The following is a 14,909-nucleotide window of genomic DNA, read 5'->3' on the forward strand; positions in this document are numbered from 1 at the left end:
GTTCAAACTAATACAAAAGTAATCGAACGCTGCATTCTCATGACCACCGACCCTGGCGACCTTGTCCTCGATCCCACCTGCGGCTCCGGCACCACCGCCGCCGTTGCCGAACAATGGGGCCGCCGCTGGATTACGGTTGATACCTCCCGCGTTGCCCTGGCATTGGCACGCGCCCGTATTATGGGCGCACGCTATCCCTTCTACCTGCTGGCCGATTCCCGCGATGGCCAGCTCAAGGAAGCCGAGCTGACCCGCGGTGCACCCTCCAGCGCGCCAACCCGGGGCAATATCGCCCACGGTTTTGTCTATGAACGGGTGCCCCATATCACCCTCAAGTCGATTGCCAACAATGCCGAGATTGATGTGATCTGGGAAAAATACCAGGACCTCCTTGAATCTCTGCGTCAAAAACTGAATGACGAAGAGAATAAAAATTGGCAGGAGTGGGAAATTCCCCGCAGCGATGAAAAGCTCTCCATGGGTGGCAAGGTATTTCATGAAAAATGGTGGCAACAGCGTATCGCCCGCCAGTAGGAAATCGACGCCTCCATCGCCGCCATGGCCGATAGCGAATACCTCTACGACAAACCCTACCAGGATAAAAAGAAAGTCCGTGTCGCTGGACCCTTTACCGTGGAAAGCCTGTCACCCCACCGGGTATTGGGCGTGGATGAAAACGATGAGTTGATCGACGGTATTGGCGACGGCAAGGGTGATTACAGCGAGGAACGCGACTTCGTGCAGATGATCCTCGAAAACCTCAAAACCGCCGGGGTCCAGCAGGCCCACAAAACGGACAAGATCAACTTCATCGCGCTCACCCCCTGGCCCGGCGACTTGATCTGCGCCGAGGGCCGCTATTTCGAAGGAGGAGAGGAAACCGGCATCGAGAAACGCGCAGGCATCTTTATCGGCCCCGAATTCGGCACTGTCGCCCGTCCCGACCTGGTTTCCGCCGCCCGCGAAGCCGGTGATGCCGACTTCGACGTACTGGTCACCTGCGCCTTCAACTACGACGCACGCTCCTCCGACTTCGACAAGCTCGGACGCATCCCGGTACTCAAGGCCCGCATGAACGCCGACCTCCACATGGCCGACGACCTCAAAAACACCGGCAAGGGTAACCTGTTCGTCATCTTCGGCGAACCGGATATCGACATTCTGGAAGCCGAAGGCGGCCAGGTGCAGGTCAAGGTCAACGGTGTCGATGTATTTCACCCCAATACCGGTGAAGTCCGCTCCGATGGCGCCGAAGGCATTGCCTGCTGGTTTATCGACACAGACTACAACGAAGAATCCTTCTTCGTGCGCCACGCCTACTTCCTCGGTGCCAACGACCCCTACAAATCACTCAAGACCACGCTAAAAGCCGAAATCAACGCCGAAGCATGGGAAACCCTCAACAGCGACACTTCCCGTCCCTTCGATAAGCCCACATCGGGACGGATCGCAGTGAAGGTGATCAATCATTTGGGGGATGAAGTGATGAAGGTGTTTAGGATGGAGCAAAAATGAATTTCCGCATCGCTGATACCTTCACCGACAGCCTCGACAAACTCACCGGAGATGAACAGAAGGCTGTCAAGACCACGGCCTTCGACTTGCAGATCAATCCCGCTAATCCGGGTATGAGCTTCCACAAGCTGGACCAGGCACGGGACAAGAATTTCTGGTCGGTGCGGGTAAACAGCGATATCCGCCTGATTGTTCACAAGACGGCAGACAGCCTGCTGCTGTGTTATGTTGATCATCACGATAAGGCCTATCACTGGGCTGAAAGACGCAAGCTGGAAACCCATCCGAAAACTGGTGCCGCGCAGTTGGTGGTGATTCGCGAGACGGTTCAGGAAATCACAGTTCCCCTCTATGTGGGGGCCGAACAGGCCGCCATAACCAAACCGCGCCTGTTCGATAAAGTGGCTGAGGAAACCCTGCTCGGTTATGGAGTGCCCCAGGAATGGCTGGCTGATGTTCGGCTGGCTGACGAAGACAGCCTGCTGCAGTTGGCGGACCATCTGCCCAGCGAGGCGGCCGAAGCGCTGCTGGAACTGGCTACTGGTGGCACTCCGCTGATGCAGGAACCGCTGGCAGCGGGTGCCGACCCCTTCGCGCACCCCGATGCACAACGCCGTTTCCGGGTGATGACCAATATAGAGGAACTGGAGCGCGCTCTTGAGTTCCCGTGGGAGAAATGGACGATATTCCTGCACCCGGCGCAGCGCCAGTGGGTGGAACAGGATTATGGCGGTCCCGCTCGGGTGTCCGGTTCCGCTGGTACCGGCAAAACCATCGTTGCCTTGCATCGGGCGGTATTCCTTGCCCGCAACAATCCTGATGCAAGGATATTGCTTGCCACTTTCTCTGATACCTTGGCCAATGCGTTGCGCACTAAACTACGCCGCCTGATCAGTAATGAGCCGAGATTGGGAGAGCGTCTGGAGGTGCACGCCATGAATGCCCTGGGCGAGCGCCTTTATGATTTGCAGTTTGGCTCGCCGAAACTTGCCCCGCCGGCGTTGATCAAGCAGTTGCTTGCCGAGGCGGCGGACACCCATGAAAGTCGCAAGTTCAGTCAGCACTTTCTGTACACGGAATGGGACGAGGTGGTTGATGCCTGGCAGCTGGCAAGCTGGGAGGCCTACCGAGATGTACGCCGCCTGGGTCGAAAGACCCGTCTGCCGGAAGCTCAGCGTACCTCGCTCTGGTCTGTCTTTGAGTCTGTTCGTACCGAACTGAGTGCCCGTGGTCTGGTCACCCGGGCAACGATGTTCAATCAGCTGGCCGCGCAGATTGCGCAGCGCAAACACCCGGTTTTCGAGTTCGCAGTGATTGACGAGGCCCAGGATGTCAGTGTCGCCCAGTTGCGCTTTCTCGCCGCCCTGGGGGGCGACAGGCCCAACAGTCTGTTCTTTGCCGGTGATCTGGGACAGCGCATCTTTCAGCAGCCATTTTCCTGGAAGGCATTGGGGGTGGATATTCGCGGCCGGTCCCGCACATTACATATCAATTACCGTACCTCCCACCAGATCCGGCAGCAGGCTGACCGTCTGCTTGGGCCGGAGGTGTCCGATATTGATGGCAACACGGAGCAGCGGAGGGGGACTGTGTCGGTCTTTAACGGTCCGGCGCCGATGATTCAGGTGCTGGATGGGGAGCAGGCAGAGATCAACGCAGTGGCGGACTGGCTGGCGGAACGCCAGGGCGAAGGCATCATGCCTCACGAAATGGCTATCTTTGTTCGCTCAGGGGCAGAGATGGACCGGGCCCGCGATGCAGCCGATGGCGCCGGTATCTCCTTCAGGATTCTGGATGAGGGGTTGGAGACCGCCAATGGCCAGCTTTCTATCAGCACCATGCACCTGGCGAAGGGTCTGGAGTTCCGCGCCGTGGCGGTAATGGGCTGCGATGATGAAGTGATCCCCCTGCAAAGCCGCATCGAGACCGTTGCCGACGACAACGATTTGGAGGAAGTCTACAATACGGAGCGTCATCTGTTGTACGTTGCCTGTACCCGCGCACGGGATTATTTGCTGGTAACCAGTGCTGGACCGTCTTCGGAATTTCTGGACGATTTGCGGATCCAGTGAGGAACACCGCCTGTTGCAGCAGTGTTTCGCAGTTCGCGGCGGAGCCGCTGCTCTTGCCCAGACAGGCAGCCATGGCGGTCTGTACCAACGAATTACAACTCCATATCCCAGCTCTCGCTGATGATCTCGGTGCCGAACGGTTTCTCCTGCCAGGCGCGGCTGCAGCTGAACCCCGCCTTGGTGTAGAGCTTGCGCGCCTGGGTCAGGTCGGCGCAGGTCCACAGGGTGATCCTCCGGTAACCCGCCTGGCGGCAGAAATCGACGCACTGCTCGATCAGGCGTCGGCCAAGTTGCAGGCCGCGGAAGCGCGGCTCCACCAGTAGGGCGCGCAACCGCGCCGTGGTCTCATCCTCCTTGACGGCGAAGATACTGCCGGCGAACTGCCCGTCCACCTCCGCCACCCAGCCGCGTTCGCGTTGCGGGTCATAGTTGCTGGCGAAGGCCGAGAGTACCTCCAGCACGGTGCGTTCGAAACTCTGGTCCCAACCGTATTCCATGGCGTAGAGCACGGCGTGGCGGTTGATGACGGTGCCCAGATCGCCCAGTTTCAGCGGGCGGATCAGGCTCGCGTGCCGGACATCGGACTCCAGCAAATGACGGATGCGCTCCATGGCGGTGATCAGTTCATCCTGCTGATCTGGTGACAGCGACTTGAGCAAATGCTGCATGCTTTCCCGCGCCAACCCATCCAGCGACTTCAGTTGGGCCTGACCACGTGGTGTCAGGGTGAGCTGTTTGCGCCGCCGGTCGCCGGGGTCGGCGTCGCGCTGCAACAGCCCCCGCTCCAGCAGCTTGGCAAGTATCCGGCTCACATAACCCGGATCCATGCGCAGATACTCCGCCAGGGTGGTGGCGGTGGTGCGGCTGTCCCGGGCCACCTCGAACAGCACGCGGATCTCCGGCAGGCTGTACGGTTCACCGAGAAAACATTCGTCGAGTATGCCGATTTGGCGGGTATAGAACCGGTTGAAGACCCGGATCCGGTCGATTCTGTCTGCTGCCTGGTCGCTGCTCATCGCCTGATCTCTCTGCATGTGTACAGGTAATATGCAACCAATTAGTTGACATAGTCAAATAAAAATTCCCTGAATTCCCGGACACGTGAAAATGGGTCGGAGTCGATCTGTGCACCGGAGTACGGGGCATGGCGTCGTACCCGGATCGACTCAGACCCCGGTTGGCGTTGCCGATTCAGTTGAAACCGAGCCGATCGATCAGCGGGAAGCGAGCCGGCCGATCAGCGGGAAGCGGTATTCGTTTCCGGCCATCGCCTTGGCCAGACCCACGATACCCAGCAGCACCAGGGTCGAATGCACCGTGGTGAAATAGAGGATCAGCACCACCCAGGTGTTGGCGCTGCGGTAGCCCCCCAGCCAAAGGATCGCCAGGTTGGCGATCACCAGCAGAATGCCGCCGATGAGACTGGCGATAAAGGTCTGCTCCAGGTGACAGCGGGCCAGGGGCGGGGCGCTGTGGCGGTGTTTGAAATAGAGATAGGCGAGCCAGAGAAAACAGACGCCGGGCAGCAGCAACAGGTTGGCCAGGAACAGCGCCTGCGCCATGATCGCCAATTGCATCCCGGGTTGTTCGTCTGTTTCGTTCATGGCCTGAAACCCTGTTTCGTTATTCTGCTTGTCTAGAGTGTAGCTATCGACATGATACGGGCAACGGCTTCGGCCGTCCCCTATCCCGCGCCTGTTCAACCAGGGGGCCAACCGGGTGTCGGAGTCAGGTCGCCCATCCGACTCGGTATAAAGCCCCGACCTTGCACGAGCCCTTAGGCTTACTATTTATGTGGGAGCTGCTATATTGCCTTGCACAGTGACTCAGGAGGGAAGCCGTATGCCACAACTGTTATCACTTTCCCGGGCCGCGCGTCTCGCGGATGTCACGCGCGGCGAACTGCAGAAAAGAATCAGAAAAGAGCGGGTCAAGACCTTTGAAGGCGAGATCGCCGTCGAGGACCTGCTGGGCCTCTATCCCCATATCAACCTGGATGACGACCCGGTCCTGGAGCGGGTCCAACGCATCAAGAGCGAGGCGCGCCCCAAGACCCACTACAGCGACGGCTGGATGCCCGATCCGCAGGTCCTGATGCAGCGCCTGCACGAGTTTCAACACACCCTGGTACGGACCAAATCGGCCCTCAACACCTCCGAGGCCTTATTGGAAGAAGCCGTCAGCGATCTGCGAAACGCGCTGGAGAAACCGGAGGCGGTGTTGCGTGCGGCGATCAAGCAATGCATCGGCAAACTGGACGGCGCCAGGAGCCGACTGGACCGGGCAAGTGACGCCAAGGCGCGCCTGTTCGCCAAGGACGCCCTGTTGAAGATCGTTACCGCCAGCGTGCGACTGCAGCCGAGCGGCCATGAGTATTTTATCGAAGGCAACGACTCGATCCTGGAGGCGGGGCTCAAGGCCGGCCTCTATCTCGACTACGGCTGTACCAGCGGCAACTGTGGCGCCTGCAAGTGCAGGGTGGTTTCGGGCGCCGTGCGCCAACTGCGCCAGCACGACTATGTCCTGAGTGCCAAGGAGCAAGCCGAAGGCTATATCCTGGCCTGTTCCAACACCGCGATCTCCGACCTGGTAATCGAGGCCAGCGAGGCCACGGTCAGCGACCGGTTGCCCCATCAGGTGATTCGTGCCGGGGTGCGCAAGGTGGAACGGGAGAGCCCCGAACTGGCGGTGCTGCATGTGCAGACACCGCGTACCCAGTCGCTCCGCTTCAAGGCCGGACAGCGGGTCAGGGTGACCAGCGAAGAGGGCGTCAGTGACAGCCTCTACATCGCCAGTTGTCCCTGCGACGGCCGCAATCTGCTGTTCCTGGTCTTTTCCGGCATCGGTTCACCCCTGGAAGCAACGGTGTTCCAGGGTGGCCTGGCGGAACAGACCCTGCTGCTTGAAGGTCCGGATGGCGATTTCCTGCTGCATGAAGACTCCAGGCGCCCGGTACTGTTTGTCGCCAAAGGCGGCGGCCTGGCGCCGATCAAGAGCCTGGTGGAGCAGGCCATCACCATCGATGATGCCGAAGAAATCTCGCTGATCCTGGTGGGCGGAAACCCGCCCGGCTCCTCCCTGGTACGACTCTGCCGCTCCTGGAATGACGCCCTGGACAACTTCCAGTACCGCAGCACCGAGGCATCCATCCCGGCCGATCAACTGGCGGGCCAGATCATCCAGGCCGTGGAAGAGAATCCGCGCACCGAGATCTACCTTGCCGGCCCCGACGCGTGGCTGAACAGCCTGCTAAGGGCCGCGGCAGACCAGGGTGTGGACCCCGGTGAATGGTCTGTGGAGCGGGTGGGTTATTGATGGTTTTTCGGCCACAAAATTAAACGACAATCTGTAGCTACCATCCCGGCGCCATCCGCTGATGGCCTTGCGCATGCGGCACGACAGGCTATGATGGTGGCGCACGACAATAAACGGCGGTTAATCAAACGGTTATAACCACAAATTCAAAATGGGATTGAGCAGACATGGCGATATTGGATAATGAGAAGGAGGGTTTGTACAAGACGCTGCTGGAGTCGACCAAGGCCATCCCTTGGAAGCTCAACTGGGTCACCAAGGAGTTTGAGTATATCGGCCCACAGATTGAAAAACTGCTTGGATGGACACCCGAGAGCTGGGCGACCGCCCAGGAGTGGATCGACCGGATACATCCGGAGGACCGGGATGCGACGGCGAACCTGTGTATCTCCCAGTCAGAGCATGGTATCGACCACGAAGCGGACTACCGTGCGCTGACCGCGGACGGCGGTTATGTCTGGGTGCGTGATGTGGTGCACGTGCTACGCGAGAATGGCGTTACCACCGCGCTGGTTGGCTTCATTTTCGATATCTCCGAGCGCAAGAAGATGGAAGACGTGCTGCTGCGTCTGAACCGGCAACTGGAGGCGCTCTCTTTCCACGACGCGCTTACCGGCGTGGCCAACCGGCGTATGTACGACAAGACCATGGGGGCTGAGTGGGCTCGCGCGCATCGCAATCAGGAGCCCATGTCGCTGATTGTCATCGATATCGACCACTTCAAGGAATACAACGATCGCTATGGGCACGTGATGGGCGATGAGTGTCTGGTGGAGGTGGCCACGGCACTGAGGGGCGTGAGCTCGCGCTCCACGGACCTTCTGGCCCGTTACGGCGGCGAGGAGTTTGTTCTCATGCTGCCAAACACCGATCGCCATGCCGCGCTGGAGCTGGCGGAAAGGTGCCGTGCCGTGGTTGCGGAGCTGCGGATCCCGCATGCCGCCTCCGGTGCCAGTGACGTGATCACCATTAGTGCCGGTTTAAGCACCATCGTACCCTCTGCTAACACGCACCCCGCATCGGTGTTCGATACGGCGGATAAAATGCTCTACCAGGCCAAGCAGAAAGGGCGCAACTGCGTGGTGTATGCCGGGCCGCGAGAGGCGTCGGTCGATACCGGGCCGCGTTAGTCGGTTGGGGTTCGCCGGCGCACCGCAACGAGTTCACCCTTTCCCCACCCTGGCCTGATGAGGCCACGGTTCTATGTGTCCCCGATACGCCGCCGCCTCCGGAGGCCATGCCGCCCCTGAGCTATAATCTTGTTGTTACCTGTTGTGGGGTACGGAATGAAGGACATTCGTGGTAAGTCTACTTCTGAGGCAGGACGATGACGAATGAGACAACGGTAAGATCGCGAATCCTGGATATTGCCATCATGTTGGCAGAGGCCAAGACATGGGAAGCGGTGCGGCTGCAGGAGGTGGCGAGCCGGGCCTCGCTCTCCCTGGAGGATATCCGGGCCGAATTCAGGGAAAAAGATGAACTGATCGATGCCTGGTTTGAGCGTGCCGACCGCGCCATGTTGACCGACGCCGCGACGCTGGCCCATCGGCGGCTGGCGCGTCACCAGCGCATGCACCGGGCGATCATGACCTGGCTTGGCGCGCTGGCCGGGCATCGCCGGGTGACCCGCCAGATGGTCCTGGGCAAACTTGAACCCGGGCATCTGCATCTGCAGATTCCCGCGCTGATGCGTATCAGCCGTACCGTGCAGTGGATGCGCGAGGCAGCGGGGTACCAGGCCGTCTTTCCCCGGCGGGCGTTGGAGGAGACGGTGCATACCAGTATCTATCTCGCCACCTTCTCCCACTGGATGTTCGATGATTCGCCGCGCTCTCAGCGAACGCATCGGTTTCTCCATCGGCAGTTGAAGCGGACCAACCCGGTCTTTAGTTGTGGTGCGACCCTGAGCGGGGTACACGGGGCTGGCTACCACCCCTCGCACGGCGCGCGCCGAGCGGAAGTGCAAGGTGACCGGCCGATCCATTGAGTCCGGCTGGGGCGGTTTGCGGCCGCTCCCCGAGAGGCGATGGATACCCTGACCCACTCGCTGTTTGGCGCCCTGGTGGTGCGCGCCGCCGATGGCCGGAAATCGGCATGGGGCGGGATCGGTGCCCGACGGGCAACCCTGGGGGCCGCCGCCGCGGCCTTTCCCGATATCGATTACCTCACTTTCTGGATAGATCCGCTCAGCTTTCTCGCGGACTGGCACAGAGGTCCGACCCATTCGCTGCTGCTGGCGCCGCTGTGGGCCATTGCGCTTGGCTGGTCATGCGCCTGGTGGCTGCGTGACCGGGCCAACAGCCGTGGCTATATGGGCATCTGCCTGCTGGGGCTGCTCTCGCACATCGCTTCCGATCTTCTCACCAGCTATGGTACGCAGATCCTGGCGCCGTTGTCGGACTGGCGCACGGGGTTCGGGACCACCTTTGTCATCGACCCCTATTTCAGCGCGATCGTACTGGTGGGAGTGGTGGCTTCAATCGGTTTAGGCCGTTCGCTGGGTGCGCGTGCCGGCCTCGCGGTGCTGGCTCTCTATCTGGGTCTTCAGGTGTTGCTGCAGCAGCAGGCAAAGTCGATCGGAGAAACCTATGCCCGAGTCGAACGATTGGAGCAGGCGACCAGCCGTGCCGTGGCCCAGCCGCTGTCACCGTTCAACTGGTTGATTATCGTCAGCGAAGGGGAGCGCTATCATATCGCCCGGGTGAATCTTGCCGCTACGGGAGGTCAACCGCCAGGTGGCGCCTCGGGGTGGCTGGCGAGACTTTGGTCCGCCTACCAGGCGCCCCAGGCCCTGAATTGGGAGAGGCAAAACCGCTTTGGTGAGCCCGACCGGGTGCGGGAACTGGTTCGGCCCGTATGGCAATCGAGCGGGTTTGCCGCGTTTCGACGCTTCACCCGCTATCCCGCGCTGTACCGGATCGACCAGTTCGAAGGGGAGACCTGCGTCTGGTTCACCGATTTGCGTTATCGCCTGCCGGGGCTGATTCCGCCTTTTCGCTATGGAATGTGTGGCGCGGGCGGGATCGAACACTGGGGACTGTATCGGTTAAGGCGTTTTACCCTCGATGAGCGTCAGGCCCTGGAGAAACGCTGATGCATCCTGCCGCTTGCGCGCTAGTCCGTAGGTTGGGGTGAGGAACGAACCCCAACAGTGTAGCGGAAAGGAATTTAGTTGGGGTTCGCAGGCTCACCCCAACCTACGAACTCCAGGCTAACCGTTATATTTTACTGACGATCAGCGCGGCGTTCACCCCGCCAAAGCCGAAACCGTTACACAGGGCGTGTCGCGTGGTTTGGGGGCGGGCAACGTTGGGTACGAAATCCAGGTCCTGCATCGCCTCGTCGCTGGCTTCCAGATTCAGGGTCGGGGGCAGCAGGTCGTGCATCACCGCCAGGGCCGAGAAGATGCTTTCGATGCCGCCCGCGGCACCCAGCAGATGACCGGTGGCCGATTTGGTGGAGGAGACCGGGGTCGTCGGCAGACTATCGCCGAACACGCTACGCAGGGAGGCCACCTCGGCATTGTCCCCCACCGGGGTGGAGGTGGCGTGGGCATTCACGTAATTGATGTCGCCGGGTGCGAGTCCGGCCATCCTCAGGGCGGCGCGCATGGCGGCGGCCGCGCCGGAGCCGTCCTCCGGTCCGGAGGTGATGTGATAGGCATCGGCGCTGGTACCGTATCCACTGAGTAGGGCCAGCGGCGTGGCGCCGCGTGCCTGGGCGTGTTCCAGGGTTTCGATCACCATCAGGCCCGATCCTTCGCCCATGACAAAACCGTTGCGCGCCCGGTCGAACGGACGCGACGCCCTGGTCGGTGCCTCGCTTTCGGTGGAGAGGGCCTTGAGGGCATGGAAACCGGCCAGCGACAGCGGGTCGACGCACGCCTCGGCGCCCCCCACCAGGGCCACCTCCGCCTCGCCGCTGCGGAGTATGCGCATGCCGTCGCCAATGGCCTGGATACCCGCGGCACAGGCGGTCACGGGGCAGCCCAGGGGGCCTTTGAAGCCGTAGCGGATGGAGAGGTTGCCCGCGGCCATGTTGGCCAGGAAGGCCGGTACGGTAAACGGGGAGAGGCGCTTGTAGCCGCGCGTATCCAGGGTCTGCTGGGCCTGGGTGATGGTGGTGAAACCGCCGATGCCGGTGGCAATGATGGTGGCGGTCGCCTGCCGCTCGGCCTCGGTTTCGGGAAACCAGCCGGCCTGTTCCAGCGCCTGCTGGGCCGCCCCCAGGGCATAAATGGTGAACAGATCGAGCTTTTTGCGTTCTTTCTTCTCGATCAGCGGTTCGATGTCGAAGCCGGCTTCCGGGTCCTGCTCGATACCGGGTACCAGCCCCGCGATCTTGATCGGAAAATCTGTCGTATCAAAACGGTCTATCAGGCCAACGCCCGATTGGCCAGCGGTCAGGCGCTCCCATACCGGCTTGACGCCGCAACCCAGAGGGCTGATCATGCCCATCCCGGTGATGACGATCGGTGAACTCATGGTTTCTCCACAGCTTGAGTTAAGGGCTCGCGCAAAAATAAGTTTCGGTATTCGGTCGCAACTGGACCCCGCTGGCGGCGTTACGCTTTTTGGCAAGGGAACGGCCATTGCCTGCAAAGCGTGCCTTGCCAGCGTGGCCCAGTTACGCCCTCGGTACTGCGAAATTATTCTTGCGCGAACCCTGAGGATGAAACTCTAGCACCAGACAATATATGATCAAGATAATATTTTGCCCACGCGGGGTGGTGAGGGAATCTCATGTCTTATTCTGAAGATCACAAAGCAAAATCCAAGGACCGCATCCTGAAGTCCGCGACCGAACTGTTTTGCCGCTACGGTTTCGATAAGGTCTCCATCAGCCAGATCATGAAACTGGCAAAGCTGACCCATGGTGCTTTTTATGCCCATTTCGAATCGAAAGAGGCCCTCTACAACGCCTCGTTCCTGGAAACCCTCAAGGATAGCCGTGCTGCTCGACTGGTCAAGGGACCGTTGTCGCTCAAGCACTTAACGGCCCTGGTTACCAGTTACTGGAACTTGCAGGAACTGAAGGAAAAAAGCAAGCCCGGCCCGGAAACGATCCTGTTTAACGAGATCGGCAACGAAAATGCCGAAGTCAAGAAACTGTTCGAAACTTCATACCACAACCTGAAAAAGATGCTGGAAACCCGCATCATGGCCTTGAGCCGGCTCAAGAAGCTGCCCTTCGAACCGGATCGCGACACCATTGCCGAAAAATCCCGGGCCATCCTTGCATCGCTGGTGGGCGCAGTCGCCATCGCCAAGAGCATTCCCCACGAAGAGGAGCGGCGCGGCATCCTGGAGGCCACGCAAAAGCAGATCCTGATCATGCTCGGCGTGAATGAGAGCGAGCTGGACAGTGTGCTGGGTTCAGTGGCGCCGGATGTCTGGCAGCGTTGAGGCGCATAGATACCGATGTAGGGCCGGCCGCCACCGGCGGATGATCGGTGGTGATGCCCCACCACAAGGCGCAGGCTCCCAGCCGCTGAATCCATTACTACAATCAGTATCATGGCGCACGCGAACCTGACCCTGGATCTACGCAGCTACAGCAGTGAAACCCATGCCCATCAGCATGATTATCACCAGCTGGTGCTGCCCGTGACCGGCCGTCTTTCGATGCGGGTCGGCGGGCAGGAGGGGGCGGTCTCCGCACAACGGATCGCCGTGATCGCCGCCGGGCGGGAGCATGGTTTTGCCGCTACCGATCTGAACTGTTTTGTGGTGGCTGATGTGCCTGAAGCCCTGGCACCCGAACTGGCACGCTTGCCGGCTTTTATTCCGCTCGATAAAACCCTGTCGCAATATGTCGCCTTTCTGCACCTGAAACTCCAGCAAGGCCCGGGTAACCGGACCAGTGAGCGGCAGATGCTGTTGCTGTTGATCCAGCTGTTGCAGGAGCGTTACGGCGATGCCTTGCGGCTGGATCGCCGTATTGAGGCGGCCCGTGCCTATCTCGACCAGTATTCCGACCGACCCACCTCTCTCACCCGGCTTGCGGCAGTGGCCAATCTCAGTACCCGCCAGCTCAGTGAACTGTTTCGGCGCCAGCTCGGTATGACCCCACAGCAGTATCTGCTGGAGAAGCGCATGCAGCGGGCGTGGCAGCTGCTGGAAGCCGATGAACTGGACATCCAGCAGATCGCCGAGCGGGTGGGGTACGGCAGCCTGTCCGCCTTCAGCGACCGCTTCCGCAAGCACTTCGGCCACTCGCCACGCTATTTTCGCCGGATCGGCAAATAATCCCACCACAGCGGCAAAGACCCGTGTTGCGCGGGCGCATAGACTCCCAATCACCAATATCGGTTGATTCCGGGAGGGGGTATGTCCCCGCAGCATCGCGCCACCCTGATCGGCTCCGGCGCCATATTCCTCTGGGGCGCCCTGGCCCTGCTGACCCGCCTGACGGAGGGGCGCATACCGCCGTTTCAGATGATGGCGATGACCTTCTCATTGGCGTTCCTGCTGATGCTGGGCCGCTGGTGCCGCCAGGGCCATCTGGGGTTGCGCCACCTGCGCCAGCCGCCACTGGCCTGGCTGCTCGGTGTCGCTGGCTATTTCGGTTATCACTTCTGCTATTTTCTCGCCATGCGCCTCGCACCCGCGGTTGAGGTGAGCCTGCTGGCCTATCTCTGGCCCCTGCTGATTGTGCTGCTCGCCGCACTCCTGCCCGGAGAGCGGTTCAAGCCACACTATCTCGCCGGCGCCCTGCTGGCGCTTGCCGGTTGCTGGCTGCTGATTGGCAGCGGCGGGACAGGATTCAATCTGGCCTACCTAACCGGCTATCTCCTGGCGTTGGCCTGCGCCCTGATCTGGTCAGGCTACTCGGTCTTCAGCCGTCTGGTGAGGCAGGTATCCAGCGATGCCGTCGGCTGGTTCTGCGCGGCGACCGCTGTGCTCGCGCTGCTGTTCCATCTGGCGTGGGAAACGACCGTCTGGCCGCAGGGTGGCGGTCAGTGGATCGGGCTGGTGGGATTGGGCCTGGGGCCGGTGGGGATCGCCTTCTTCGCCTGGGATCATGGCATCAAGCACGGCAATCTGCAGCTGCTCGGGGTGCTGGCCTATGCCGCGCCGCTGATCTCCACGCTGCTGTTGGTGATCGCCGGGGAGGCCTCGCCGAGCTGGACGCTGCTGCTGGCCTGCCTGGCCATCGTGGCCGGCTCGCTGATGGCCGGTCTCCGCCGCAGCCGCCCGGTTGCGGGCTAGAAGGAGATTGCGATCGCCAGCATCACGTCATCGAAGCTCGATCCGCCAACAGCCGGCACCGCGTAGGCGAGTTGGCTCTCCCGCTGCTCCAGGTCGAATATCCGCTGGTTGAGCGCCGCAACGCTCACCTCCAGCGAGTTTCCATCGTTCACCGGATCGCCGAACCCCCCGACTGAGCCGGCGTTCTCCCGCCGATACCGGGCCAACTGCTCGTCCACCACGGCTCCCGCCGCCGCCATCGAGAAGTCCTCGCCCTTGCTGGTCGCCTCCTGCGCCATACGAATGAACAGGTCGGTACCGCGTAGCGCCACTTCGGTGTTGAACAGCACCAGCCCATTGTCCAGAGAGCGGTCATCGAAGACGAGATAACCGAACGCCCCCGCTTCCAGGGTCTCCTCAATCACCGGTACGGCTGCACTGGCTATGGCGGCCTCGGCAAAATCGGGAGTCCGCGGCTCGGTCAGATCGTCCAGCTGGCGCTCCTGACTGTATTTGTCCTGGATATGGCGGTTGAGTGCGTGGAGTGACTGTTCGAGTACCTCGCCATTGAAGACCTGGGGCCCCAGCCAGCCATCTCCTGTCGCTTCGGCCAGTACCGGACTGTTCGGGGTGCTCAATGCGGCCGCGGTAAAGACAACACCGAATAGGACTCGATAGGCACTCGAAGTCGGTTGTATGTTCACGGCAGTCTCCTTGTTCGATAGTTTGTTCTGGTGATTGAATACTAGACTAAAACAGTGGGAATTAGGCGATGCTGATCGATTGCAGGGTAATCCGGGGCGAATGGCCCCGC

The 14,909-nt window shown here is 60.8% G+C and carries 14 protein-coding genes; 10 read left to right on the plus strand and 4 right to left on the minus strand.

Features of this window, described 5'->3' with window-relative positions; all coding sequences use genetic code 11:
- The 3 genes from NPX02_RS21515 to NPX02_RS15695 form a co-directional block, all read left to right on the plus strand.
- A partial coding sequence (locus NPX02_RS21515; RefSeq protein ID WP_335342591.1) for a DNA methyltransferase occupies positions 1-534 on the plus strand: 534 nt, incomplete at its 5' end.
- Between the two features lie 24 nt (positions 535-558).
- Positions 559-1,515, plus strand: a complete 957-nt coding sequence (locus NPX02_RS21520) for a hypothetical protein (RefSeq protein ID WP_335342592.1) — start codon at positions 559-561, stop codon at positions 1,513-1,515.
- Positions 1,512-3,587, plus strand: a complete 2,076-nt coding sequence (locus NPX02_RS15695; protein WP_260294724.1) for a 3'-5' exonuclease — start codon at positions 1,512-1,514, stop codon at positions 3,585-3,587. Before NPX02_RS21520 ends, NPX02_RS15695 begins: the two co-directional genes overlap by 4 nt.
- Positions 3,588-3,679: 92 nt before the next feature.
- Here the strand turns inward: NPX02_RS15695 and NPX02_RS15700 are convergent, their stop codons facing one another.
- Together NPX02_RS15700 and NPX02_RS15705 are read right to left on the minus strand one after the other, a co-directional pair.
- Positions 3,680-4,603: a bifunctional helix-turn-helix transcriptional regulator/GNAT family N-acetyltransferase gene (locus tag NPX02_RS15700; RefSeq protein ID WP_260294725.1), complete on the minus strand. Its 924-nt coding sequence runs from the start codon at positions 4,601-4,603 to the stop codon at positions 3,680-3,682.
- Positions 4,604-4,801: 198 nt separating this feature from the next.
- Positions 4,802-5,191, minus strand: coding sequence for a hypothetical protein (locus NPX02_RS15705; protein WP_260294726.1), 390 nt, complete (start codon positions 5,189-5,191; stop codon positions 4,802-4,804).
- 238 nt (positions 5,192-5,429) lie between these two features.
- Between NPX02_RS15705 and NPX02_RS15710 the strand changes: the two genes are divergently transcribed.
- From NPX02_RS15710 to NPX02_RS15725, 4 genes are all read left to right on the plus strand, one after another.
- Positions 5,430-6,902: a 2Fe-2S iron-sulfur cluster-binding protein gene (locus tag NPX02_RS15710; protein WP_260294727.1), complete on the plus strand. Its 1,473-nt coding sequence runs from the start codon at positions 5,430-5,432 to the stop codon at positions 6,900-6,902.
- Between the two features lie 167 nt (positions 6,903-7,069).
- Positions 7,070-8,032, plus strand: coding sequence for a GGDEF domain-containing protein (locus tag NPX02_RS15715; RefSeq protein WP_260294728.1), 963 nt, complete (start codon positions 7,070-7,072; stop codon positions 8,030-8,032).
- 197 nt (positions 8,033-8,229) lie between these two features.
- Positions 8,230-8,892: a TetR/AcrR family transcriptional regulator gene (locus NPX02_RS15720; protein ID WP_260294729.1), complete on the plus strand. Its 663-nt coding sequence runs from the start codon at positions 8,230-8,232 to the stop codon at positions 8,890-8,892.
- A gap of 39 nt (positions 8,893-8,931) precedes the next feature.
- On the plus strand, positions 8,932-9,999 hold the full coding sequence (locus NPX02_RS15725; protein ID WP_260294730.1) for a metal-dependent hydrolase: 1,068 nt from the start codon (positions 8,932-8,934) through the stop codon (positions 9,997-9,999).
- 124 nt (positions 10,000-10,123) lie between these two features.
- Here NPX02_RS15725 and fabF read toward each other — a convergent pair whose 3' ends face one another.
- Complete coding sequence (fabF, locus tag NPX02_RS15730) at positions 10,124-11,389, minus strand: beta-ketoacyl-ACP synthase II (RefSeq protein WP_260294731.1); 1,266 nt, start codon at positions 11,387-11,389, stop codon at positions 10,124-10,126.
- Positions 11,390-11,647: 258 nt separating this feature from the next.
- On the opposite strand from fabF, the gene NPX02_RS15735 reads away from it, so the two are divergent.
- The 3 genes from NPX02_RS15735 to yddG all read left to right on the plus strand — a co-directional run bounded on the left by NPX02_RS15735 (position 11,648) and on the right by yddG (position 14,116).
- Complete coding sequence (locus NPX02_RS15735) at positions 11,648-12,310, plus strand: TetR/AcrR family transcriptional regulator (RefSeq protein ID WP_260294732.1); 663 nt, start codon at positions 11,648-11,650, stop codon at positions 12,308-12,310.
- Positions 12,311-12,421: 111 nt separating this feature from the next.
- Positions 12,422-13,153: an AraC family transcriptional regulator gene (locus NPX02_RS15740; RefSeq protein WP_260294733.1), complete on the plus strand. Its 732-nt coding sequence runs from the start codon at positions 12,422-12,424 to the stop codon at positions 13,151-13,153.
- 81 nt (positions 13,154-13,234) lie between these two features.
- Entirely contained in the window at positions 13,235-14,116 is an 882-nt protein-coding gene (gene yddG / locus NPX02_RS15745) for an aromatic amino acid exporter YddG (protein WP_260294734.1), read from the plus strand.
- On the opposite strand, the gene NPX02_RS15750 is transcribed toward yddG, so the two are convergent.
- Positions 14,113-14,799 (minus strand): hypothetical protein, encoded by a 687-nt coding sequence (locus tag NPX02_RS15750; RefSeq protein WP_260294735.1) that lies wholly within the window; start codon positions 14,797-14,799, stop codon positions 14,113-14,115. The genes yddG and NPX02_RS15750 overlap by 4 nt on opposite strands.
- Between the last annotated feature and the right edge of the window lie 110 nt (positions 14,800-14,909).

Origin of the sequence: Sedimenticola hydrogenitrophicus, assembly GCF_025175675.1 — a bacterium.
GTDB classification, from domain to species: Bacteria; Pseudomonadota; Gammaproteobacteria; order Chromatiales; family Chromatiaceae; genus Sedimenticola; species Sedimenticola hydrogenitrophicus.

Coding starts and splice junctions, on each gene's coding strand:
- NPX02_RS21520 (WP_335342592.1), top strand. CDS start 559: ATGGCCGATAGCGAATACCTCTACGACAAACCCTACCAGGATAAAAAG.
- NPX02_RS15695 (WP_260294724.1), top strand. CDS start 1,512: ATGAATTTCCGCATCGCTGATACCTTCACCGACAGCCTCGACAAACTC.
- NPX02_RS15700 (WP_260294725.1), bottom strand. CDS start 4,603: ATGAGCAGCGACCAGGCAGCAGACAGAATCGACCGGATCCGGGTCTTC.
- NPX02_RS15705 (WP_260294726.1), bottom strand. CDS start 5,191: ATGAACGAAACAGACGAACAACCCGGGATGCAATTGGCGATCATGGCG.
- NPX02_RS15710 (WP_260294727.1), top strand. CDS start 5,430: ATGCCACAACTGTTATCACTTTCCCGGGCCGCGCGTCTCGCGGATGTC.
- NPX02_RS15715 (WP_260294728.1), top strand. CDS start 7,070: ATGGCGATATTGGATAATGAGAAGGAGGGTTTGTACAAGACGCTGCTG.
- NPX02_RS15720 (WP_260294729.1), top strand. CDS start 8,230: ATGACGAATGAGACAACGGTAAGATCGCGAATCCTGGATATTGCCATC.
- NPX02_RS15725 (WP_260294730.1), top strand. CDS start 8,932: ATGGATACCCTGACCCACTCGCTGTTTGGCGCCCTGGTGGTGCGCGCC.
- fabF (WP_260294731.1), bottom strand. CDS start 11,389: ATGAGTTCACCGATCGTCATCACCGGGATGGGCATGATCAGCCCTCTG.
- NPX02_RS15735 (WP_260294732.1), top strand. CDS start 11,648: ATGTCTTATTCTGAAGATCACAAAGCAAAATCCAAGGACCGCATCCTG.
- NPX02_RS15740 (WP_260294733.1), top strand. CDS start 12,422: ATGGCGCACGCGAACCTGACCCTGGATCTACGCAGCTACAGCAGTGAA.
- yddG (WP_260294734.1), top strand. CDS start 13,235: ATGTCCCCGCAGCATCGCGCCACCCTGATCGGCTCCGGCGCCATATTC.